At 72.0% G+C, this 20,062-nt stretch carries 19 protein-coding genes; 7 read left to right on the forward strand and 12 right to left on the reverse strand.

Going from position 1 to position 20,062, the window contains the following annotated elements:
- Nucleotides 1-90: 90 nt before the first annotated feature.
- The 3 genes from ADK52_RS14660 to ADK52_RS14670 all read left to right on the forward strand — a co-directional run bounded on the left by ADK52_RS14660 (nt 91) and on the right by ADK52_RS14670 (nt 3,382).
- Nucleotides 91-1,440 carry a hypothetical protein gene (locus tag ADK52_RS14660; RefSeq protein WP_159045953.1) on the forward strand — a complete coding sequence of 450 codons (1,350 nt, stop codon included), beginning with the start codon at nt 91-93 and terminating at the stop codon, nt 1,438-1,440.
- The gene (locus tag ADK52_RS41510; protein ID WP_063783844.1) at nt 1,437-2,168 is read left to right on the forward strand and encodes a hypothetical protein; all 732 of its coding nucleotides are present in this window, start codon (nt 1,437-1,439) and stop codon (nt 2,166-2,168) included. Before ADK52_RS14660 ends, ADK52_RS41510 begins: the two co-directional genes overlap by 4 nt.
- Before the next feature lie 122 nt (nt 2,169-2,290).
- Nucleotides 2,291-3,382, forward strand: coding sequence for a PP2C family protein-serine/threonine phosphatase (locus ADK52_RS14670; RefSeq protein ID WP_053690230.1), 1,092 nt, complete (start codon nt 2,291-2,293; stop codon nt 3,380-3,382).
- A gap of 95 nt (nt 3,383-3,477) precedes the next feature.
- Here ADK52_RS14670 and ADK52_RS14675 read toward each other — a convergent pair whose 3' ends face one another.
- Nucleotides 3,478-4,050 (reverse strand): hypothetical protein, encoded by a 573-nt coding sequence (locus tag ADK52_RS14675; RefSeq protein ID WP_053690231.1) that lies wholly within the window; start codon nt 4,048-4,050, stop codon nt 3,478-3,480.
- 248 nt (nt 4,051-4,298) lie between these two features.
- Here ADK52_RS14675 and ADK52_RS14680 point away from each other — a divergent pair, with 248 nt between their 5' ends.
- Nucleotides 4,299-6,692 (forward strand): Orn/Lys/Arg decarboxylase N-terminal domain-containing protein, encoded by a 2,394-nt coding sequence (locus tag ADK52_RS14680; RefSeq protein WP_053690232.1) that lies wholly within the window; start codon nt 4,299-4,301, stop codon nt 6,690-6,692.
- A 262-nt stretch (nt 6,693-6,954) separates the two neighbouring features.
- On the opposite strand, the gene ADK52_RS14685 is transcribed toward ADK52_RS14680, so the two are convergent.
- The 6 genes from ADK52_RS14685 to ADK52_RS14710 all read right to left on the reverse strand — a co-directional run bounded on the left by ADK52_RS14685 (nt 6,955) and on the right by ADK52_RS14710 (nt 12,265).
- The gene (locus ADK52_RS14685; RefSeq protein ID WP_053690233.1) at nt 6,955-7,545 is read right to left on the reverse strand and encodes a hypothetical protein; all 591 of its coding nucleotides are present in this window, start codon (nt 7,543-7,545) and stop codon (nt 6,955-6,957) included.
- A gap of 149 nt (nt 7,546-7,694) precedes the next feature.
- Entirely contained in the window at nt 7,695-8,930 is a 1,236-nt protein-coding gene (locus tag ADK52_RS14690; protein WP_053690234.1) for a cytochrome P450, read from the reverse strand.
- A gap of 163 nt (nt 8,931-9,093) precedes the next feature.
- Nucleotides 9,094-9,948, reverse strand: coding sequence for an alpha/beta hydrolase (locus ADK52_RS14695; RefSeq protein ID WP_182508736.1), 855 nt, complete (start codon nt 9,946-9,948; stop codon nt 9,094-9,096).
- Nucleotides 9,949-10,231: 283 nt separating this feature from the next.
- Complete coding sequence (locus ADK52_RS14700; RefSeq protein WP_234343786.1) at nt 10,232-10,648, reverse strand: hypothetical protein; 417 nt, start codon at nt 10,646-10,648, stop codon at nt 10,232-10,234.
- A gap of 382 nt (nt 10,649-11,030) precedes the next feature.
- Nucleotides 11,031-11,492, reverse strand: a complete 462-nt coding sequence (locus ADK52_RS14705) for a pyridoxamine 5'-phosphate oxidase family protein (RefSeq protein WP_053690237.1) — start codon at nt 11,490-11,492, stop codon at nt 11,031-11,033.
- A 134-nt stretch (nt 11,493-11,626) separates the two neighbouring features.
- Nucleotides 11,627-12,265 carry an SRPBCC family protein gene (locus ADK52_RS14710; protein ID WP_053690238.1) on the reverse strand — a complete coding sequence of 213 codons (639 nt, stop codon included), beginning with the start codon at nt 12,263-12,265 and terminating at the stop codon, nt 11,627-11,629.
- Between the two features lie 346 nt (nt 12,266-12,611).
- Here ADK52_RS14710 and ADK52_RS14715 point away from each other — a divergent pair, with 346 nt between their 5' ends.
- Nucleotides 12,612-13,217 carry a hypothetical protein gene (locus ADK52_RS14715; protein ID WP_053690239.1) on the forward strand — a complete coding sequence of 202 codons (606 nt, stop codon included), beginning with the start codon at nt 12,612-12,614 and terminating at the stop codon, nt 13,215-13,217.
- Nucleotides 13,218-13,319: 102 nt separating this feature from the next.
- Here ADK52_RS14715 and dmpI read toward each other — a convergent pair whose 3' ends face one another.
- The 3 genes from dmpI to ADK52_RS14730 all read right to left on the reverse strand — a co-directional run bounded on the left by dmpI (nt 13,320) and on the right by ADK52_RS14730 (nt 15,886).
- On the reverse strand, nt 13,320-13,502 hold the full coding sequence (gene dmpI / locus ADK52_RS14720) for a 4-oxalocrotonate tautomerase DmpI (RefSeq protein WP_053690240.1): 183 nt from the start codon (nt 13,500-13,502) through the stop codon (nt 13,320-13,322).
- A 115-nt stretch (nt 13,503-13,617) separates the two neighbouring features.
- Entirely contained in the window at nt 13,618-14,508 is an 891-nt protein-coding gene (locus tag ADK52_RS14725) for a LysR family transcriptional regulator (RefSeq protein ID WP_053690241.1), read from the reverse strand.
- Nucleotides 14,509-14,593: 85 nt separating this feature from the next.
- Nucleotides 14,594-15,886, reverse strand: coding sequence for a hypothetical protein (locus ADK52_RS14730; protein WP_053690242.1), 1,293 nt, complete (start codon nt 15,884-15,886; stop codon nt 14,594-14,596).
- A 211-nt stretch (nt 15,887-16,097) separates the two neighbouring features.
- On the opposite strand from ADK52_RS14730, the gene ADK52_RS14735 reads away from it, so the two are divergent.
- A complete protein-coding gene (locus tag ADK52_RS14735) occupies nt 16,098-17,264 on the forward strand; it encodes a copper resistance D family protein (RefSeq protein WP_053690243.1) in 1,167 nt (388 codons plus the stop codon).
- Nucleotides 17,265-17,372: 108 nt separating this feature from the next.
- Here the strand turns inward: ADK52_RS14735 and ADK52_RS44480 are convergent, their stop codons facing one another.
- Together ADK52_RS44480 and ADK52_RS14745 are read right to left on the reverse strand one after the other, a co-directional pair.
- Nucleotides 17,373-18,314, reverse strand: a complete 942-nt coding sequence (locus tag ADK52_RS44480) for a M56 family metallopeptidase (protein ID WP_053690244.1) — start codon at nt 18,312-18,314, stop codon at nt 17,373-17,375.
- A 14-nt stretch (nt 18,315-18,328) separates the two neighbouring features.
- Nucleotides 18,329-18,733 (reverse strand): BlaI/MecI/CopY family transcriptional regulator, encoded by a 405-nt coding sequence (locus ADK52_RS14745; RefSeq protein WP_053690245.1) that lies wholly within the window; start codon nt 18,731-18,733, stop codon nt 18,329-18,331.
- Nucleotides 18,734-18,940: 207 nt separating this feature from the next.
- On the opposite strand from ADK52_RS14745, the gene ADK52_RS14750 reads away from it, so the two are divergent.
- Nucleotides 18,941-19,777, forward strand: coding sequence for an undecaprenyl-diphosphate phosphatase (locus ADK52_RS14750; protein ID WP_053690246.1), 837 nt, complete (start codon nt 18,941-18,943; stop codon nt 19,775-19,777).
- Nucleotides 19,778-20,062: the final 285 nt, after the last annotated feature.

Below are 20,062 nucleotides of genomic sequence, written 5' to 3' on the forward strand. Positions count from 1 at the left end.
ACGCGATGACCCCGACTGCTGCGGCCCCGAGGGCGGCGGAGGCGGGCCGGCGGGACCCCGAGGAGAATGGGAGGCAGCTCACGGAGGGTCATGCTTCCCTTTGCCCGATGGGCCGGCCGTTCGCTGACCGCGGTGCTGTTGAGCACGGCGTTCGCGTGGGGCGCGCCCGTTGCCCCTCCTGCCGCCACCTCGCCGGTCCAGGCCGCGGCAGCGCGGTCCCTCACGCTCGATCCGTCCGAAGGGCCGCCGGGGAGCCGGGTGGGGGTCCACGGCTACGGGTTCGACCGTTGCACGAAGGCCGGCCCGGTGCCGGAGCCGCGCCCCGCCGAGGCCGCCGAGATCCGCATCACCTGGGAGGGCGGCGACAACCCGAGCGTCGTCACGGCCGACGCCGCCGGTGAGTTCGAGACCGACGTCACGGTGCCGTCCGATGCGACTGCGCGCAGCTACGACGTCACCGCGCTCTGCACCGTCAACTCGAAGCTCAAGGCGACCGCCGATTTCCAGGTGACACCCGAACCCGAGCCCGGGCCGACGGTCCTGACACTGGACCCGGCCGAGGGTGACGTAGAGACGCCGGTCGCCGTGACCGGCTCCGGGTTCGACGGCTGCGCCGCGGACGGCGGCCGAGCCGGTACGGTCACGCTGTCGTGGGACGGAAACCCGCTCCCGGACGTCACTCCGGCAGAGGTCACGCTGGACGGCGGCGCGTTCACGGCCGAGTTCGCCGTTCCGTCCGAGGCGGACTCCACGGATCACACGGTCACCGCAACCTGCGTCGGGTACGAGCAGGTCTCTGCCGACCAGCGATTCACGGTGACCGCCGCGCCCGGGCCGCGACCGCAGCCTGACCCGCAGGTGACGCTCGATCCCCCCTCGTTGCCGTTCGGTGGCGGGTCCGTGGCCATAACCGGTTCGGGATTCAACTGCCCGGAGGTGGCATTGTCGTGGGAGGGCGAGCAATGGGACACGGTGGCGCCCGCCGGGGACGGCACCTTCGACATCGCGTTCGACGTGACGCCGGATACGAGCGAGGCCTCTTACACCGTACGGGCCCAATGCACGAATGACCCCGGTGTGGGGGCCGAGGCGGCGTTCACGGTGAACGGCACGGGTCCGGTCCCGCCCACCCCGACGCCTCCGACTCCGCCCACGCCGACCCCGACCCCCGATCCCACCCCCGTCACGATCCCGGTCGGCCTGGTCGTCGGTTCGAGCCTGCTCGGAGTGGCCCTGCTGGCCCTCGCGGGATCCGCGTTCCTCAGTCACCGCCACCGCGGGCCGCTCTGGGTCCACGAGCACGTCAGCTCCCGGCTGCGCCCCGCCCCGGCGGCCACGGACGTGGCCGAGCCCTCCGAGACCGGCCCGCCTACCCGCACCGTACGGCTGGAACCGCACCCGGACCCGGGTGACCAGACGCTGAAGGAGGAGGGCCCATGACCACGGCTCCCGTCGTCGAGCCCCTCACCGTCCGGGACCTGCTGCTGGGCCCCGAGGGGCAGGCCCCCGAAGCGCTCGCCGGCTCCCTACGGGCCCGTGGCGCGGTGACGGGCCTCCTCCCGGGCCCGCACGGCCTGACCACCGCGGCCGACCGGGCCGTGGGGCGCGAGCTGGCCACCGTCGTCAACGGCTTCCTCGATCTCGACCTCGTCTCCCTGGTGGCTTCGGGCTGGTCCAAGTACGAGGTCCTCAAGGAGGCGGCGCGCCGCACGCGCCGGTCCCCCGGCAGCGAGGAGGTCGTCGCCCTGGCCACCCACACGATCAGCTCCACGCACCACCCGTCGGTGGACCTCCTCGTGGACGGTGCCCAGGCCGCCACCGTCGCCGTGCACCTCACCGTGCTCTTCCGGATCAGCGGGCTCGTCGGGGTCGTCCGCGACGGCCTGCTCGTCGCCGCCCGCAGCGGGCAGTGCACGGTGGAGGCCAAGCTCGCGGTACGGGACGTCGTGGTCGCCTCGCGCGAGGGGCGGCTGGACCTGCCCGCCGCGCTGCGCCTGCGCGAGCCGATCGACCTGCTGCCGCACCAGTCGCCCGTCCCGCCCACGGCACCGGCCCCGCCGCCCGGTCCACCCCAGCCGCCCGGTCCACCCCAGGCGCCCGGCCCGGCCCCGCCGCCCGGCCCGCCCCCGCCGCCGATCCCACCCGTTCAGTGGGGTCGTCGCAGGTAGGCCCTGGACCGCTCCCCTGCCGATGACGGGCGGGTTCCGGCGGTCGCGCCACCGGGCATCGCAGGCCGCCGGCTCCATGCGCCAGAGCGCTGGGCCGTCATTACCCGGATATTCTGGGCAGTGTGATCGAGACCGGACGGCCGCGGCTCGCTCGGCGCTACGGCCGGTGGAGGCTTGTGCGGCTGTCGCCGGTCATTCTGACCGTCGTGATCGCCAGCCTGGCCTACGCCACCCCGCCGGAAATGGCCTTCAGCCGCCTCCTGCCCGCGGCGCCGGCCCTGGCCGCCGCCATGTGGCCGGTCCTCCCCACCGTCCTGCTCGGCACGGTCTGCCTCCTTCTGATGATCGGCCTCAGCCTCGTCTTCCCCGATCTGGGAACGTGGTGGACGGCCGCGGGGATCATCGCGGTCACCGTGGCCGCCGCGTACGGAAGCCACGTACGGCTCCAGCGAGAACGCACCCTCTTCCAGGTACGGCTCGTCGCCGACGCGGCGCAGCAGGTGGTGCTGAGCCCCATGCCACGCCGCTTCGGGAACGTGGAGATCGAGTCGCTGTACCTCGCGGCCGCGGCGGAGGCCCGCATCGGCGGGGACTTCTACGAGGTGGTCGACACGACATACGGCGTCCGGCTGCTCATCGGTGACGTGCGCGGCAAGGGCCTGCCGGCCGTGGGCGCGGCCGCGGCGATCGTCAACGCGTTCCGGGAGGCGGCCTACGACGAGTCCGCCATCGTCAACGTCGCACGCAGGCTGGACGCCAGCAGCACCCGCTACAACGCCGCCTATCCCCCCGACGGGCCGATGGAACGCTTCGCCACCGCCCTTCTCGTCGAGATCCCGCACGGGGGCGGACGTATCGACATCCTCAACTGCGGGCACCCCCCACCGCTGCTCCTGAACCGCGGGGAACTCCGCGTGCTCGAGTCCGACACCCCCTCGCCCCTGCTCAGCCTCGCGGAACTGATCGGCGATCACTACAACGTCGACACCTACGACTTCACCCCCGGTGACCTGCTGCTCGTCTACACCGACGGGATCACCGAGGCCCGCGCCCGCAACGGCGAGTTCTTCCCGCTGGCGGCCTGGATGCGCCGGCAGCCCCCCACCCCGCCCCGCGAACTGCTCACGGCTCTTCACCGCGACCTCCTGCGCTACAGCAGGGGACGCCTCGACGACGACATCGCCGCCCTCGCCGTACGCCTGCGTGAGCCCTGAGGAACGAAGTCGGCTCAGGACAGCCGCCGGCGGCGGCGCCGCAGTGTGCGGCGCCGCCGCCTTGGTGGTGGTCTCGCGGCTCGGGGTGGAGCGGCTCACCTGCCCTTGCAGGCCAGGTTGAAGGCGCGGTTGGCCGCCTGGGTCCAGGCTGCCCAGTAGGCGTTGCTGTGCTGCTGGCCGGACTTGTCCGCCACCGGCTTGGTCGAGCAGCTCTTCTTGGCCGCAGCGACGCCCGCCTGGGCGCCGGCCGCGCGGCCCTGGGCGATGTCCCGCCGGGAACCCGGCTGGATCGAAGGCGTGTTCTGAGGGTTCTGCGGCTTCGGCGTCGCCGCCGAGGCCACCCTCTTGCAGTTCACGAAGATGAAGTTCTGGTCCTCGTTGACCGCGAGGACCGTGTAGTCGACGTTCTTCTGGAAGCGCTGCACGCGGAAGGTTCCGTCCGGGCCTATCGCCAGGTCCTCGGTGCTCTCGCCGTCGTTGAGCTTGCGGGGTCCCGTGAACCCCTCACCGGTGATGACGACGTACGTGTCGTTCGGCCCCGGCGTGACCGTACAGCTGGCAGCTGGGGCCGCCGCGCCGGCGGCCGGTGCGAGCACGGCGGTGCCACCGCATACGACCGAGGAGACGAGCAGGGACGTGACCACGGCGCGTCGGGTGCGTCGGTACATGAGGGTGCTCCCATCGAAGTCGAGCGGGAGGGGGAGGGGAGGGGCACATGACAGGCGGCCCTCGTGCCATGCTCCCCCACCCGTCACGGGGTGTCGACCGGAGGCCCGAGCGGCTCCCGCCGCACCTTCCCCGCGCCACGCCCACCTGCGGGTGAAGCCCCGTCGAAGATCGGCGCGAGCGGCGGCGGGGCCTGGAGACTGTGCCCCGGTACGGGCTGCCGTACCCCTGCGCACGGAGAGCGGAAGAGATGACGAACGCTACGGTCCTGCTGGCACTCCGGGAGAACCCGATGGGTGGCGGCGTCAGCGCCGAACAGCTACGGAGGATCGGCAAGGAGCTGGAGAACCAAGGGCTGGAGTTGCGCTGGGCGCCGAGTGCGCGTGACGCGCGGGCCGCCCTGCAGACCGAGGCCGGTCTCGCGGCGGCCGTGGTCGCCTGGGACCTGCCGCGGGCGGCCGGGAGCCCGGTCGAGGAGGGCGGCGGCGGGGAGGTCCTGCGGCACATCGCGCGGCGTTTCAAGGACCTCCCGGTCTTCCTGGTGATGGCGGACGACTCCGATCAGGACCTGGAGCGGCTGCCACTGTGGGTCTCGGAGACGGTCGTCGGGTACGTCTGGGCGCTGGAGGACACCCCCTCCTTCATCGCGGGCCGCGTCGCGGCGGCGTCCCGCGGCTACCACCGTGACCTGCTGCCCCCGTTCTTCAAGGCCCTGCGGCGGTTCGAGGACTCCCACGAGTACTCCTGGCACACGCCCGCCCACTCGGGCGGGGTCGCCTTCCTCAAGTCCCCGGCCGGGCGGGCGTTCTTCGACTACTACGGGGAACGGCTCTTCCGTACCGACCTGTCGATCTCGGTCGGCGAACTCGGCTCCCTCTTCGAGCACAACGGCCCGATCGGCGAGGCAGAACGCAACGCCGCCCGGGTCTTCGGGGCGGACCGCACCTACTTCGTCCTGCACGGGGACTCCACCGCGGACCGGATGGTCGGCCACTACAGCGTGACGACCGACGAGATCGCACTCGTGGACCGCAACTGCCACAAGTCCGTGCTCCACGGATTGGTGATCTCGGGGGCGCGTCCCGTCTACCTGGTGCCGACCCGCAACGGCTACGGACTCGCCGGCCCCCTGCCGCCCGCCGTGACCGATGCGGCGGCGGTGGCCGCGAGGATCGCCGCGAACCCTCTCACCGCCGGGGCGCTCTCCCCCGACGCCCAGTACACGGTCGTGACCAACTCCACCTACGACGGGCTGTGCTACGACACCGTCGCGACGGCCCGCGCCTTGGCCCCGAGCACCCCGCGTCTGCACTTCGACGAGGCCTGGTTCGCGTACGCCCCCTTCCATCCGCTGTACGCGGGCCGCTACGGCATGGCGGTCGGTCCGGACACCTTCCCCGACTGCGACCGCGACGGCGAGGACGAGGGTGAGGGCGAGGGCGGCGAGGAAGGCGGGCCGGGCAGGCCCACGGTCTTCGCGACCCAGTCCACGCACAAGCTGCTCGCCGCCCTCTCCCAGTGCGCGATGGTCCACGTCCGGTCGGCGCCGCGGGCCCCCGTCGAACACGAGCGGTTCAACGAGGCGTTCATGATGCACGGCACCACCTCACCGCTGTATCCGGCGATCGCCTCGCTGGACGTGGCCACCGCGATGATGGACGGCCCGCAGGGACAGTGGCTGATCGACGAGGCGGTCACCGAGGCGATCCGCTTCCGTCAGGCCGTGGTCCGCACCGGGCGCCGCATCGCCGCCTCGGGGGACCGGCCCGACTGGTTCTTCGGTGTGTGGCAGCCCGAGTCGGTCACCGATCCGGCGACCGGGGAGCGCATCGCGTTCGCCGACGCGCGGCCCTCGCTCCTGAGCCGCGAGCCGTCGTGCTGGCACCTGGAGCCGGGCGCCGACTGGCACGGCTTCGCCGGGCTGAGCGAGGGCTACTGCCTGCTGGACCCGGTGAAGGTGACCCTCACCTGCCCGGGCGTGACCGCCACCGGCGAGACCGGCACCTGGGGCATCCCCGCACGGATCCTGACCGCCTATCTGGCGGCGCGCGGGATCGTCGTCGAGAAGACGGACAGCTACACGACGCTGATCCTGTTCTCCATGGGCATCACCAAGGGCAAATGGGGCACCCTGATGGACGCCCTCATGGACTTCAAGGCCCTGTACGACGCGGACGCCCCGCTGGACCGGGTCCTGCCGGAACTCGTCCGGCAGTTCCCGCGCCGGTACGGCCGCACCACGCTCAGCGGCCTGTGCCGGCAGATGCACGAGCACTTGGCCCGCGGTGAGCTGATCGACGCCCTCGATGCGGCGTTCCACGACCTCCCCGAGCCGGTCGCACCCCCGCGCCACTGCTACCAGCTGCTCATCCGGGGCGGTACCGAGCGCGTACGGCTGTCGGAGGCGGCGGGGCGGGTGGCGGCGGCGATGGTGACCGTGACCCCGCCGGGGATCCCCGTCCTGATGCCCGGAGAGTCCACGGGCGCCCCCGACGGGCCGCTGTTGCGGTACCTGCGCGCCCTGGAGTCCTTCGACCGCACCTTCCCGGGCTTCCACAGCGAGGCCCACGGAGTGAGCGTCGACCCCGAGAACGGCGACTACCTGATCGAATGCGTCCGCACCGGCCCGGAGGCCGCCTGCTGACCGCCTGCTGACCGCCCGCTCGGCGAATCCCCCGCCCGTCGCTCGGGGCGGCAGCCCCCTGCCCGTCTCCGCGCGGCGGCGCGTTTCCCCCGCACCACACGCCCGCGACGAGGCCGCCACCGCAGGAGTGCGATTCACCCGATCGGCGGATGCCACGCACGGGCCTCCGCGCACCAGGCGGGCAGGCCGCCTCGATCGCCGGGGCGGCCCGTCACCTCGCGGCCATCCACATCTGGTCCGCGAGGTGATCGCCGAGCAGCGCCTAGTTCGCGATGTCGATGTGCATGTTGAAGCGGACGCCGGCAATGCGTACGAGGAGGTTGCCCTGGACCGTGCGTTTGGCAAGGGTGTCGCCGACCTGGCCCTTGCCGAGCGCGGCCTTGTTCTGAGGGGCGTGGCTGACGAAGTCGGTGAACACGCCGCCGCCGGCGAGTGCCGCCGCGGCCGTCCACTCGTCGCGGAGGTCGCCGTAGGCGCCGCGGTCCATGGGGGCGCCACTGAGGCCGAGGTTGACGCGCTCCCCGCCCACGTAGGCGGCGGCGCACTGCTTGAGGATGGTGACGACCAGCGAATCCTTCAGGTCGTGGTCGTACTTGATCTGGGCGAGCAGATCCGCCGCATCCGAGTCCAGCTTCGCTTTGCGGGCGTCCCGGGCGCCCGCTTTGACCAGCTCCTCCTGGTCGGTGAGGATCGTTTTGCGGGCCTGTACGAACCCGTACTCCTTCTGCTGGGCGATCCTGATGGACGACGCCCACTTGTCCGGGGCCACCCACTCCGGGTCGAAATCGATCTTCTCGCAGTACGCGATGAGGTCCTTCTCGGCTTCCTCGTCGGAACCTGCGTACTCGGGCATGCGTCCCCCATCCCCCTCGGCGGTCGTTGCACGTACAAACTCGCACGGCGCCGTGGCCCTGTCAGCCGTTCGGCACGGATCGTGAACAGGGTTGATTGAAGGGGCTGTTGGGTCGGTCGCCCGCCGCTTCCACGGCCGGCATCCGGGGCTCACCAGGTCACGTGCAGGCTCTCGGGTGAACGGTGGATGAGGGTGGGGCGCATGGCCGGCGGCGGGCGGCGTGCGTCCAGCCGCAGAGCCCGCAGGGTGTGCGCGAACAGCTCCAGCGTCAGGTGGAGTTGGGCCCGGGCCAGGCGGGAGCCCGGGCAGTTGTGCGGGCCGTGTCCGAAGGCGAGGTGGCGCCGGTCCGCGGGACGGCGGATGTCGAACCGGTCGGCGCGCGCGTGTCGGCGCTCGTCGCGGTTGGCGGAGGCGTAGGCCACGAGCACGGTGGCCCCGGCCGGGAGCTTCGTCCCGCCCAGCGTCACGGGCCGTGTCGTGACCCGCCGAAAGCCCTGGATGGCCGTGTCGAAGCGGGCGCATTCCTCCACGGCGGCGCCGATCAGCTTCGGATCGGAACACAGCATGAGCCACTGCTCCCGGTCGGTGAGCAGGTGCAGCAGGGCGGTGGAGATCAGCGCGCTCGTCGTCAGGAAGCCGGCGATCAGCAGGTTCTGCAGATTCGCCACGAGCTCGTGACGCTGTTCGAGGGTCAACTCGCCTTCCCCGGGGGCCAAGGCGGCGACGAGGTCCGAGCACAGGTCCTCACGGGGGTGGGCCCGGCGGTCGCGGACGTAGCCGTCCAGCAGGTGCTGGAGCGCCACGACGTCCTCCGCGGCGGCCGCCTGCTCGGGTGGTGCCAGCGGGCGGAAGAACAGCTCCTCGGCGCGGTAGCCGCCGTGCACCGCCGACGGGACATCGGCGGGGTCCAGTCCGATGAGCCGCCCGATGACCAGTCCGGGCAGCCGCCGGGCGTACGCCTCCACCAGCTCGGCCGAGCCGTCCGCGGCGAAGGCGTCCACCAGCTCACGCGCCTGCTCGCGCGCGTACGGCATCAGCGCCGCGATCCGGCCGGAGGACAGGCCCCGGTTCAACGGGGCCCGGTAGCGCAGGTGGGCGGCGCCGTCGGAGGAGACCACGGTCGGCCGCGGCCCGAACCCGCGCGGGAGGACGCCGAGCGCGGCCTCCGACAGCGGGACGTCCGGCAGCAACGCGTTCGCGGAGGAGAAGTCCTCGGCGCGCCGCAGGACTTCCCGTACGTCGCCCTCGCGCGCGACCAACCAGGCGTCGACCTCCGGTATCCAGGTCAGCCCCTCGGCTCGGCGGGCGAGGGCGTAGCGGGGGTAGGGATCGCGGTAGAACGCCTCCCGAAGGGCTTGCTCCGCTGGCTCGGTCCCTGCTGACACGCAGCCTCCGTCTCACGGCCGGCGCCCGGGGGTTCCCGGTGCACCGGGCATCCTGCCCGACCGCCGGACCGATCGAAAGAGCGCATCGGGACGCCCCGAGAGCGGCGGCGGGCCCGCGGCCCAACGCTTTCGCGCGTCCTCCCGCTCTCGTCCTGCGCCCGGGCTACCGCGCCAGTGCCGCGAGTTCACCCAGGACGCGGGCCGCCGGCGCCGGGTCGACCAGCCACTTCAGGTGGCTGCCCGCGAGGGTGCGGACGTCGTAGGGGTTGTCCGGCGTCAGCGCGTCGCCCTCACGGATCAGCCGGTCCTGTAGGGCGAGCGGCAGGCTCGTGTCATCGGCCAGGCGGATGTAGGTCTTCGGGATGCGGCCCCAGGTCTCGGCCTGTGCCCGGTCGGCGGAGGTGCCGACGTCCAGGTTCTCGTCGGGCTGGAAGGTGTTGAGGAAGGTCAGGAACTCCTCGTCGGTGCCGTCGGCGAGGAAGGCCGCCTTGAACGCCCCGAGGGCATCCGGGTTCGCGGTGCGGAAGTTGACGCGGAGCAGACCGAGTTCGGCCGGGTTCCCGGCCAGCGCCAGGCCCAGGGAAGCGGCGTCGACCGTGGCCATCTCCGGCTCGGCGTAGTAGGCGCTGACGTCGAGGTCGACGGGGCACCAGGCCGAGACGTAGACGACGCGGTCGATCAGGTCCGGCCGTGCGTTGGCCGCCGCGGTGGCCGTCATGCCGCCGCGGCTGTGGGAGACGAGGATCACCGGCCCGTTCCGCTTGGCCCTTTCGAGGATCCCGATCAGGTGTGCCGCGTTGTCGGCGAGTGTGACGCCCTTGATCGAGCCGGGTTCCGAGGCGAGCCCTTCGGGGTCCTGCGGCACCTGGTAGGCGCGCGTGTACGTCGCCCCGAAACCATGGCCGGGCAGGTCGACCGCGACGGAACGGTGCCCGAGGAGGCCCAGTTCGGCCTGGAGCGGCGCGAAGGAGAAGGAGTTCGAAAAGGCTCCGTGGACCAGTACGAACGTCGGTTGCATCTGACTACTCACTTTCTGGCGTCCTGCGGCGTCGGTGGCACCCGCGTCACAACCGCTCCCCCGCCGCCACCCCGACACACGGGCACGCCGTGCCCTCGAATCTTCGGTGGCACAAACCTAATGATCATCATGGCCCGGTGGCAATGATCAAGGTTCGATCGCCCGAGTCCTTCCCCGACCGGCAGCCTCCGGCCCCGGCCCCCTCCTCCGACACTCGTCTCCTTCGACGCCACCGACTACCGAGGACGGGAGCCGGGGCTACTGCGTCGTGTCGCGGCCGCTGTCAGCGGGTCCGTCGGGGGCCGCCGCGGTACGGGCGGCGGCGGGAGACGGCTTCGGGAGCGGCCTCGGGGGACGAGAAGCCGCCCGCCACCGCCACACGCGCCGGAGCCGGTGAGGCGGGTACGGGCGATGCAGGGGCCGACGCCGCGGAGGGACGAGAAGGCGCCGCCTGCTGGGCTCGGCCGAGGACGGCGGTGTGGGAGATCAGGGGGGCGCAGGCCTGGCAGATCTCGGCGAGCGTCCAGACCTGGCCGACGGCCGGGTTGTGGATGAGGACGAGCAGCGGCGCACCCATACAGGAGGCCCTGGTGTCCTCGTGGAATCCGCATTCGGCGGCCCGGCAAGCACAGGCCGCGTTGGGGCGGACGGTCGCGAGGCGGGCGTGCGCGCGGGTGTGCTCGGCGGCGAACCGTCGCATGGCCGCCGTGTCCTTGGACCGGGGCGGCATACGGCATGCCTCGGTGGTGCAGGAGACGGAGACGGTGTGGTCACCGTGGCCGGTCAGGCGGACCGTCCAGGTCCGCCCCGGAACACGGGATCCGGGAATCGTGGTCAAAGAGAGTTGTCCGTTCACGTATGTGCGGTGGTGTGCCCACTGTTCGACAGTCTCGCGTGTGGCGACAGTGAATTTTCACGCGGCCCCGGCATCGGCACGAGCCCCGTACTGGAGGCCCGGTCACGCGGAGAACCGCACCTCAGATGAAGATACCGGCCGAACCCATGAGGTCTTTGTCGCACGCCGTTCGGCAGGTGTCAACGACCCACCGCAGGCCATCCGCCCATGACGGCACGGTCCGTCCCTACTCGAACCACGTTCCGTCGCGCATGATGACCCTGCCGCGCAGCTCCCGTCCACCTCTCCAGGCACGCACGGTCTTCGGTACGGCACGTACGTAAACGAAGGGGCCATTCTCCGTGCGCGGGTCCCACCCGAACTTGTCGGTGAACGCATCCGCCGCGTCTCCGGGCACGTCCTGGTCAGTGAACCACTCCGCCTCGCCGTGCAGAAGCACCACATCGAACGTGTCCGGCAGCGACAGGCGCACCCGTGGTTCCTTGCGGATGTTCCGCGCGGTGGCCGAAGCCGCGCCGGTGCACATCCACACCGCCCGACCGTCCCAGGAAAACCACAGCGGCACCTGATGCGGTCCGTGATCAGGATGAGCCGTGGCCACCCATATGTCCCGCTCCGTGGCGAGTCGTTCCAGACAGTCGCGCCTGCGTTCCGCTGCCGGGCGACCGACGAATTCCGTGTTCTGCATGAATACAGACCCTAGGCAGCGGCATCGGAGCGCACATCGGGCGCGGGTCCTACTCCCAACGACCGACCAGCCCTTCCCTTCACCTGCCGCTCCCCGGCCGACTGGACTGCGCGGCCGCCGGCCCCCGGCGCGGGTCAGGCCTGCCGGTGGTGGGCGCGGGCCTCGGCGGTGGCCTTGAGGTCGTTCAGCCATCCTTCGAGTCCCTGGCGGAGGATGGCGGTCGCGGTGGGGACGTCCGCGTCGACCTGAGGGCCGGTGTGGGTCTCCTCGGTGCTCACCCTGACGCCGCCGGGGACCTCGGTGAAGTTCCATACGTGGACGCCGTCGATGTGCAGTCCCTCGCCGATCGCGGGGCCCGTCCAGCGGATGCAGGAGTGGTACCCGAGCTGTTCGACGGTCGAGGTGATCTCCAGGCGGGTGGCCGGAGTCGGGTTGGGGGGCACCGGGGTCGTCCACCGGAAGGCCGAACCCCGTCGGAGGGGGCCGCGGTCGAGGCGTTCCGCGGTGGTCACGGGAGCCTGCCAGGACGGCCAGCGCTCGACATCGGTCTGGAGCTTCCAGACCGTGCGCAGCGGCGCGTTGATGAGGATCTCGGTCCTGTGGCGGACGCGGGCTGCGGGGTCGACGCCGGCGCCGCGGCAGGTGAGGGACGTGGCGGGGCGCGAGGCGGGGGAGGCGGTCGCGCCGGCGGGTAACGCGGCGGCGCCGACGAGGCCGATGGCGAGCGGGATGGTGAACAGGGCGCGGATGTGCGTGCGGTGGATGCCGGGCATGGGTTCCCCTCGGGTGTGCGGTAGGCGTGCGGTGGGCGGGCGCCGCGGAACGGCAGAGGTTCAAGCCGTCATTAGAGGCTATAACCCAACGGAGGTGAGGGGCAATAGGTTGCGTGACACCTTCTAACTCACCTTCGGGGCGCAGCCGCTCCGGATACGACCATGTGGCCGAACTCCCCCGTTCCCGGCCCGGACGGCTCCCCCGACGAGGGCACCGCGTGGCTGACGGGACCCCGGTCGCCGCGTACGGTCGGCGGTGGGCCGTGGCGTGCCGTCACGGCTGTCGCCCCTCATCCGGTTGGGGACCGGTCTCGTCCGTTGATGGCGCCGGAACAGGAGTACGCCGATGCGTCTTTACGCCCAGACCCGAGCACGTCGTTGCCGCCAGGTGCTCGCCGACCTGATCGCCGGGGGCCTGATGGCGGTCGCGGTGTGGTTCGCGTTGGCCGTGCACGACGGGATCATGCTGCTGGCCGAGCCGGGGCGGAAGGTGGAGGACGCGGGCGGCAGTCTTGCCTCCGGCCTCGGCGATGCGGGGAACGCGGCCTCGAACGTGCCGCTGGTCGGGGGCATCCTGAAGAAGCCGCTGCAGTCCGCCGCGGAGGCCAGCAACGGGCTTTCCGATGCCGGGCAGTCGATGCAGGACGCGGTGGGCCGCGTGGCCGATCTCACCACATTGGTCCTGATCGTCACCTCGGTGGCGGTCGTGCTGGCACTCTGGCTTCCCCCGCGCGTGCGCTGGATCCGGCGCAGCGCTCGGATCCGAAGCCTTCTCGACGCTCCCGGCGGTGCCGATCTGCTCGCCCTGCGCGCCCTGACCGGGCCGATCAGGGACCTCGCATCGGTCCCCGTTCCAGCGCAGGGTCTCGCCGATGCCTGGCGCCGGGCAGACGAACAGGTCATCAGCGACCTGTCCCGGGTGGCGCTCAGGCAAGCCGGCCTGCGCCCCTGAAGGCGCAGTCCCCTGACCTGGTCACGGCGCCACCTCGGCGGCCACGGTACGACTGCCGTGGACACCGACGGCCACCCGGGGTCACCGACGGGGGCGGCGGCCCTACTTGTCGGCGATGAGCGTGCCGGCCGCGCCCCAGCTGTCCGCCGGGACCTCGTGGATCCACACCTGGACGGTCTCGGCCGGGATCTTGTACGCGTCGACGAACGCGTCCGTGACCCGCTTGACGAGCTCGCGCTTCAGCTCGACATCGCGGGGACCCTGCTGAATGGTGACGATGGGCATGACCGAACTCCCTTGCCAGCGGCGGCTTCCCGGCCTTTCCGGGTCGCTCACCGGCGTGACCCCAGTCCATCGGATCCGTGCCGGGCGACCAAGAAGCAGACCGCGACCGCAACGATCAGCTCTCGTGATCGCTGCCGGTCGGGGCTGCTGCGAGCGCCTTCAGAAGCACCTCGAGAGCAGCGGGCGGGTTCTCGCGGCGGACGGCCAGGCCGATGGGCAGGGCCAGGCCGGGGCCGCGGAACGGGCGGAAGGCGACCCGGGGGCTGAGCAGCACGCGTGCGTGTGCCGCGTACACCACGGTCCACATCGGTACGGAGCCGGCACCGATGGTGGCGAGGGTGTCCTGAAGCGATCCGCTGACCGGTCCGGGCAGCGGCTCGAAGCCCGCCGAGTGGCAGGCTCCGACGACCAGATCGACCAGGGCCGGGTTGTTGCGGCGGGCGGTGATGCAGAGTCGCAGGCCGGCCAGCTCGGCGATGGCGACTTCCGTCTCGCGGGCGAGCGGATGGGCCGCCGGGAGGGCCGCTACCAGGGGGTCTTCCCACAGGGGCAGGATCCGCACACCCGGCGCGGGCTCCACGGAACGTACGAATGCGGCGTCGAGGCGGCCGTCCGCGACCTGTTCCAGGCGGTCGTGGGCCGGGGCCGACACCAGCTGGACCGAGGCGTCGGGGGCGAGGACGGCCAGGTCGCCGAGCACCCGGTCCAGGTGTTCGCCGAGGCCGGTACTGGTGCCGAGGCGCAGGCCGGCCCGTTCCCGGACGGCGACCCTGGCCCGTTCTGCGGCGGCGAGCACGGCTCGCGCCTCGGGCAGCAGCCGCTCCCCCGCGCCGGTGAGGCGAACGTGGCGTGGCGAGCGGTCGAACAGCTCGGCCCCCAGCTCCCGTTCCAGTCGCTGCACTTGCTGGCTGACCGCCGACTGCACGATGTGCAGCCGGTCGGCGGCCCGGCCGAAGTGCAGTTCCTCGGCGACGGTGACGAAGTACCTCAGCTGCCGCAGTTCCATCCGCCGACTGTATCCATCGAGGTCAGACGACCATCTTCGGGTCAGCCGCGCGCCCGTCGCGCCGACGCCGGGGCCACCGTGCGGTTCAGTCGCCGCAGCCGGGGACGGCACCCACCGGGCGGCAGTTGTTCGGGGTGTTGGCCTTCACCTCGGTGTCGTCCAGAGCGATCGTGCCGGAGACTTTGAAGATGCCGCCGCCTTCCGCGGTGCCGTTCCGGGCGGTCGCCGCGTTGCGGGTGATTTTGACGCCGGCCGCCCGCAAGGCACCGGCGGTGGCGATGCCGCCGCCCTGGGCGGTGCCCGCTTCGGCGGTCACCTTGTTGCCGCGGACGGTGCTGTTCCTGATGTCGACATCGCCGCTCGGGCCGACTTGGAGTCCGCCCGCCAGGGCCGTGCCGCGTGGAGCGCTGGAGGTGTTGTCGCTGATCGTCACATCTGCCATGACGAGTGGGAAGTTGGCGGCGACGCCGCCGCCTGCCGCGTTGCCGTCCGGGGCGCTGGAGAGGTTGCCGTGGACGACGGTGCCGGTGACCTTCACGTTCTGAGGGGCCGGCGCCGCCGCGGCGAGCGCGGCCCGGGCGAAACCGCCCGGCGCCGAAGCGGTGTTGCCGCTGATGGTGCCCTCCCGGATCGTCGCCTGCGCGAAGGCGACGATCCCCGCGCCGAACGCGAAGCTGCCGGTCCCCGGGGCCGTACTGACCGAGTTCCGCACCAGCTTGGTCCTGGTCATGGTCAGCGGTCCCATGTTGAGGATGCCGCCGCCGACCGCGGAACCGGGTTCCGTACCGGCGTAGACGACCGCGTTGTGGCTGAACTCGGACTGGTTCACCACGGTGGGGCCGCTGGCGTGGACACCGCCGCCCTCGGCGAAGGCATCGGACCTGGCCGTGTTGTCCATGACCCTTACGTGGTCCAGGCTCAGGGCGCCGATGGCGGCAATGGCTCCGCCGCACACGCCCTCCCCGAAGACCGGGCAGTCGGTGGCGTCCCCGCCGCTGACGGTGGCGTGGTTCAGCGTCAGCTTGCCCGTGGCGGGTACGGCGAGGATGCGGAAGCGGGGGGCCGTCTTCACCCGGGTGATCGTGGCGCCCCGGCCGTCGATGGCGATCTCGCCGGTGATCTCCGGCAGCCCGTTGGCCGGATGGCCCGCGTCCGGCGCCGTCAGGCGGTACGTGCACTTCGGAGCCAGCCGCAGCGTGTCCGCGCCCGCCGACGCGTTGGCCGTGCGGATGGCGGCCGAGAGTTTCGCGGCCGAGCACGGCACTTTCACGGCGTCGTCGCGCGCGTGCGCGTGCGCAGCGGGCAGCCCGGCCACCGCCCCGGCCACCAGCCCGGCGACCGCCAGTCCGCCCGCACGCCCACGGCTGTGCCTTCTCATCACGGGTTGCTCCTCTGCCTCGACGACCCGGGCAACAGCCGATCACGAGCTCAGCACCACGGCCCTCGCGCATGGTCCGTTCGGGCGCCGGCACCACCCGCTCGGTGGTCCCGCCCACCTCCCCCGGGCAACACGGCGTCTGACGCGGCGTAGTCGATTCGTGTCCGCAGGGAGTAGACAAGGGCAGCCTTATTTAGGTTAGCCTCTCCTTATGCATCTCATACATCTGGCTGCCGCGGCCGGCTACACCACGCCTCCGCTCTGGCGCGTCCTCACCAAGGCCGGCTACTTCATCGGCCTGTCCGGAGCCATCGGCGCCACGGTCACCTACGCGGCGTCAGTACGCCCCGCACTGCGCGCACCGGAGAGCCATAGCGGTGACGTGGAGGTCATGAGACGAAGAACGGCGGGGTACCTGGCCTGGGCCGGGGTCGTCCTCCTCGTCGCCGGCTACTTCCAGCTCGCCGCCCGCCTGGCCCGGGCCGGAAAGGGCATGCCGTTCGGTGACGCCCTCTCCCCCGGCCGGATCTGGGACTTCCTGCTCGCACCGGCGGCCAAGGGCGCGTGGATCGCGCAGGGCACGATCTACCTGGTGCAGAACGTCGTTCTGGTGCTCGCCGCGGCCACCTTGATCGCGCTGTTCGTCCCCCGGGCACGCCTGCACCTGAACACCGTCGCGCTGACCGCCCTGCCCCTGAGCCTTGCGGTCACGCTCATCGGGGCGGTGCCGGCCACCAAGCCGAAGGACGCGGACAAGGTACTGGACCTCGTGTTCGGCCAGACCCACATCATCAGCGGTGTGGTCTGGGTCGGGGGCCTCGCGTTCCTCGCCGCGCTCGCCGCCTCCCGCGGCCGCCTCGGCGACAGCGCGGGCCTGCTGTGGGCGGACGTCTGGCGCCGCTTCGCCCTCGTCGCCCTCGTCAGCGTCGGTGCGGTGCTCACCTCCGGACTGTGGATGAGCTGGAAGCACGTCGGCTCCATCAGCCAGCTGTGGACGACGACCTACGGGCTCTTCCTCCTCGTCAAGATCCTCCTGGTCCTCGGCATGGTGACGGCGGGCGCCGTGAACCAGTTCTGGCTCATGCCCCGCATCGCCAAGGCCCGCGCCGAGGACGACACCTCCTCGCTCCTGCACCTGACCCTGCGGCACTTCCCCAAGGTCGTCTGGGGCGAGGTCGTCCTCGGGATCGCCGTCCTGGCCGTGGTCCCCTTCCTCAGCGGCTCCGCCCGCTCCGAGGCCGGCAGCCCGCCCGCCGTCTCGGACGGCAGTATCTTCACCGTGGGCGCCCTGCTGGTGCTCACCCTGGCGGCCTCCCTCTACGTCACCGTCAGGACGTCCGACGCCCTCGCCCGACGGACGACTTCGGTCGCGGTGTGACCCCGGGGCCGGGGCCTTGGCCCGCCTTGGCCCGGGGCCTTGGGCCAGGGCCCCGGGCCAAGGCGGGCCAAGGCAGGCCAACACCCCGGGTCTCCTCGGGAGACGGGCTCAACCCCCCTTGGCCCGCCGCACCACCTCGTGGAGGTCTTGGACCGCGTCCGCAGTGCACAGGGCGGCAGCCGCGACATAGACGGTCGCGGCCACTCCCCGCCATCCCCCACCCGTCGGCCGGGGCGAGAGCAGTGCGGCGACGCGCCGGGGTACGGGCCCCGGCGCCTCGCCGCGCCGGGACCGCCCGAGCAGCCCCAGGGCCGCCGCGGGCAGTCTGCGCCGGCCGCCCGAGTTCTTCGCCGCCAGCGCGGCCTTCCCCACGGTGACGGCCACCCGACGCCGGTCTCCGGTCGCCCGTACCGCGGCCTCGTCCGCCCAGCGCTCCACGGTGTACGCGACCTCGTCGGCCGTCGAACGCAGCAACGGATTGACGGCGGCGGCCAGTTGAACGGCCGCGGTGAAGAGGTAGTGGTGGCCCCGCAGATGGGCCCGCTCATGGGCGAGCAGGACCTCCCGCTCGCCGGCGTCGAGGGACTGCAGCATGCCGGTGGAGACCACGATGCGACCGGGCAGCCCCGGCATCGCGAACGCGTCGGCGGCCCGTTCCTCCAGGACGACCACCGGATCCTCGCCAGGGAAACAGGCGGCCTCCAGGACGGCCGCGCACACCGCCCGCACCCGGTGGACCGCGAAGCGCGAGCCGGTCGCCACGACGGCGAGCAGCAGCGGTGCGGCCACCACGGCGACCGGGATCCACGCGGGATCGTCGCGCTGCAGCACCGCCGGTGACAGCTCGGCCAGCCGGGCGATCAGCGGAATGCGGACCAGACCCGCCAGGGCCAGCAGGCCCAGCACCGTCGTACTGCCCGCGGCGAGCACCACCGCACCCGCCGTCAGCAGCAGCGTGGCCGGCCGCGGCTCCAGGCGGTCCGCCAGCCGACGGGCCCCCGGAGCGGCGAGCAGGGGGAAGAGCAGCGGGAGATAGACGGCCAGGTGCATGGCAGACCCCGCGCCTACCGGCCCGTGTCCAGGTCGCCGCCCAGGAGCCGGCGCAGCAATGCCTCGTCGCCGCTGGAAAGGTCGCCGACGAAGCGCGTGAGAACCCCCTCGCGGTCCTGCGCCTCCTCCATCGCCCGGTGCATCTTCCGCGCGGCGAACCCCTGTTCGTCCGTGGCGGGGGCATAGGCGAAGGCCCGCCCGTGCGCCGCCCGGGTGAGCACGTCCTTGTCGTACAGGCGGGTCAGAATCGTCACCACCGTGCTGTAGGCCAGGTCCCCGCCGATGCGGTCCAGCACCTCCCGGGGCGTGAGCGGTACGGAGGCCGACCGGAGTACGGCGAGCACCTCGGCCTCCCGCCTCCCGTTGGCCAGGCGGCGGTCCCCTTCGTGCGCGGGACCGGCGTGGTCATGCCCGTCCAATGTTGGCCGCCTCCTTGCTCATCCTCTACAGTCACCCTCGTCTTCTACACGCGTGTAGACGGTGAGGGTCTTCCCCGAGTGTGCCATGCCCGCCCTCCTCCCATGACACCCGGCGCCGTCACGGTGACCGGCTCGGCACCGGCCGGCGCCGGAGACCGGCCGGCGCTTCACCGCCAACACATCGGACCAACCCCAGGGACGGACGAATTGAGCACCATCGGCATCGGACAGGCAGCGGTCCTCGGCATCGTCGAAGGGGTCACGGAATTCCTGCCGGTCTCCTCCACCGGCCACCTGAAGATCACCGAGGGGCTGATGGGCATCCCGGTGGACGACAAGGCCGTCGTCGCCTTCACCGCGGTCATCCAGGTCGGCGCCATCGCCGCGGTCCTGGTGTACTTCTTCAAGGACATCGTGCGGATCATGACCGCCTGGGGACGCGGCCTGGCCAACCGCGAGGAGCGCTACCACCACGACTACAAGTTCGCGTGGTGGGTCATCTACGCCACCATCCCCATCGTCGTCGTCGGACTGGCCGCCAAACCCCTGATCGAGAGCACCCTGGCCTCCCTGTGGGTGGTCGCCGGCTCCCTCATCGTCGGCAGCGGCCTGATGTGGGCCGCCGACCAGATGGGCCGGCACAAGCGCGGAGAGGACGACACCGGCCTCAAGGACGCGATGCTGGTGGGCTGCTCGCAGATCCTCGCCCTGCTCTTCCCCGGCTTCTCCCGCTCCGGCGCCACCATGTCGACCGGTCTCATCCTCGACCTCGAACGCGTCGCCGCCACCCGCCTCTCTTTCTTCCTGGGCATTCCCGCCCTGACCGGCGCGGGTCTGTACGAGCTCAAGGACGCCGTCGGCGCCGGCGTGGACACCCTCCCCCTGGTCGTCGGCACCGCGGTCTCCTTCGCCGTCGCCTACGCCTCGATCGCCTGGCTCCTGAAGTACGTCGCCAAGCACTCCTTCAACGCCTTCGTCGTCTACCGGATCGTCATCGGAGTCCTGCTCTTCGGCCTTCTCGGCACCGGGATCCTCACCGCCTGAGGCGCCTGGGCCCGCCGGCCGGTCCGCGATCGGCCGGCGCCCCGGCCGTTGACCTCGCCCTTACCCCACAGTCGTCTACAGTGCAGTAGACCATCTGCGCGCGGCGTGGTCGCCCGGGTGCTCCGCCCGGTCGCCCTTCGCCCGGCCGCCTTTCGCCCGGTCGCCTTTCGCCCAGTTCCGTTGAGAGGTCCCACCCGCATGACCGCTTCCGTGCACACCACAGCCCGCCTCGCGGTCGACCTGCTCGACGGGCTCGCGGTGGCGGACCGGCCGAAGACCTGCCCG

Origin of the sequence: Streptomyces sp. WM6372 (assembly GCF_001279655.1) — a bacterium.
Classification (GTDB): Bacteria; Actinomycetota; Actinomycetes; order Streptomycetales; family Streptomycetaceae; genus Streptomyces.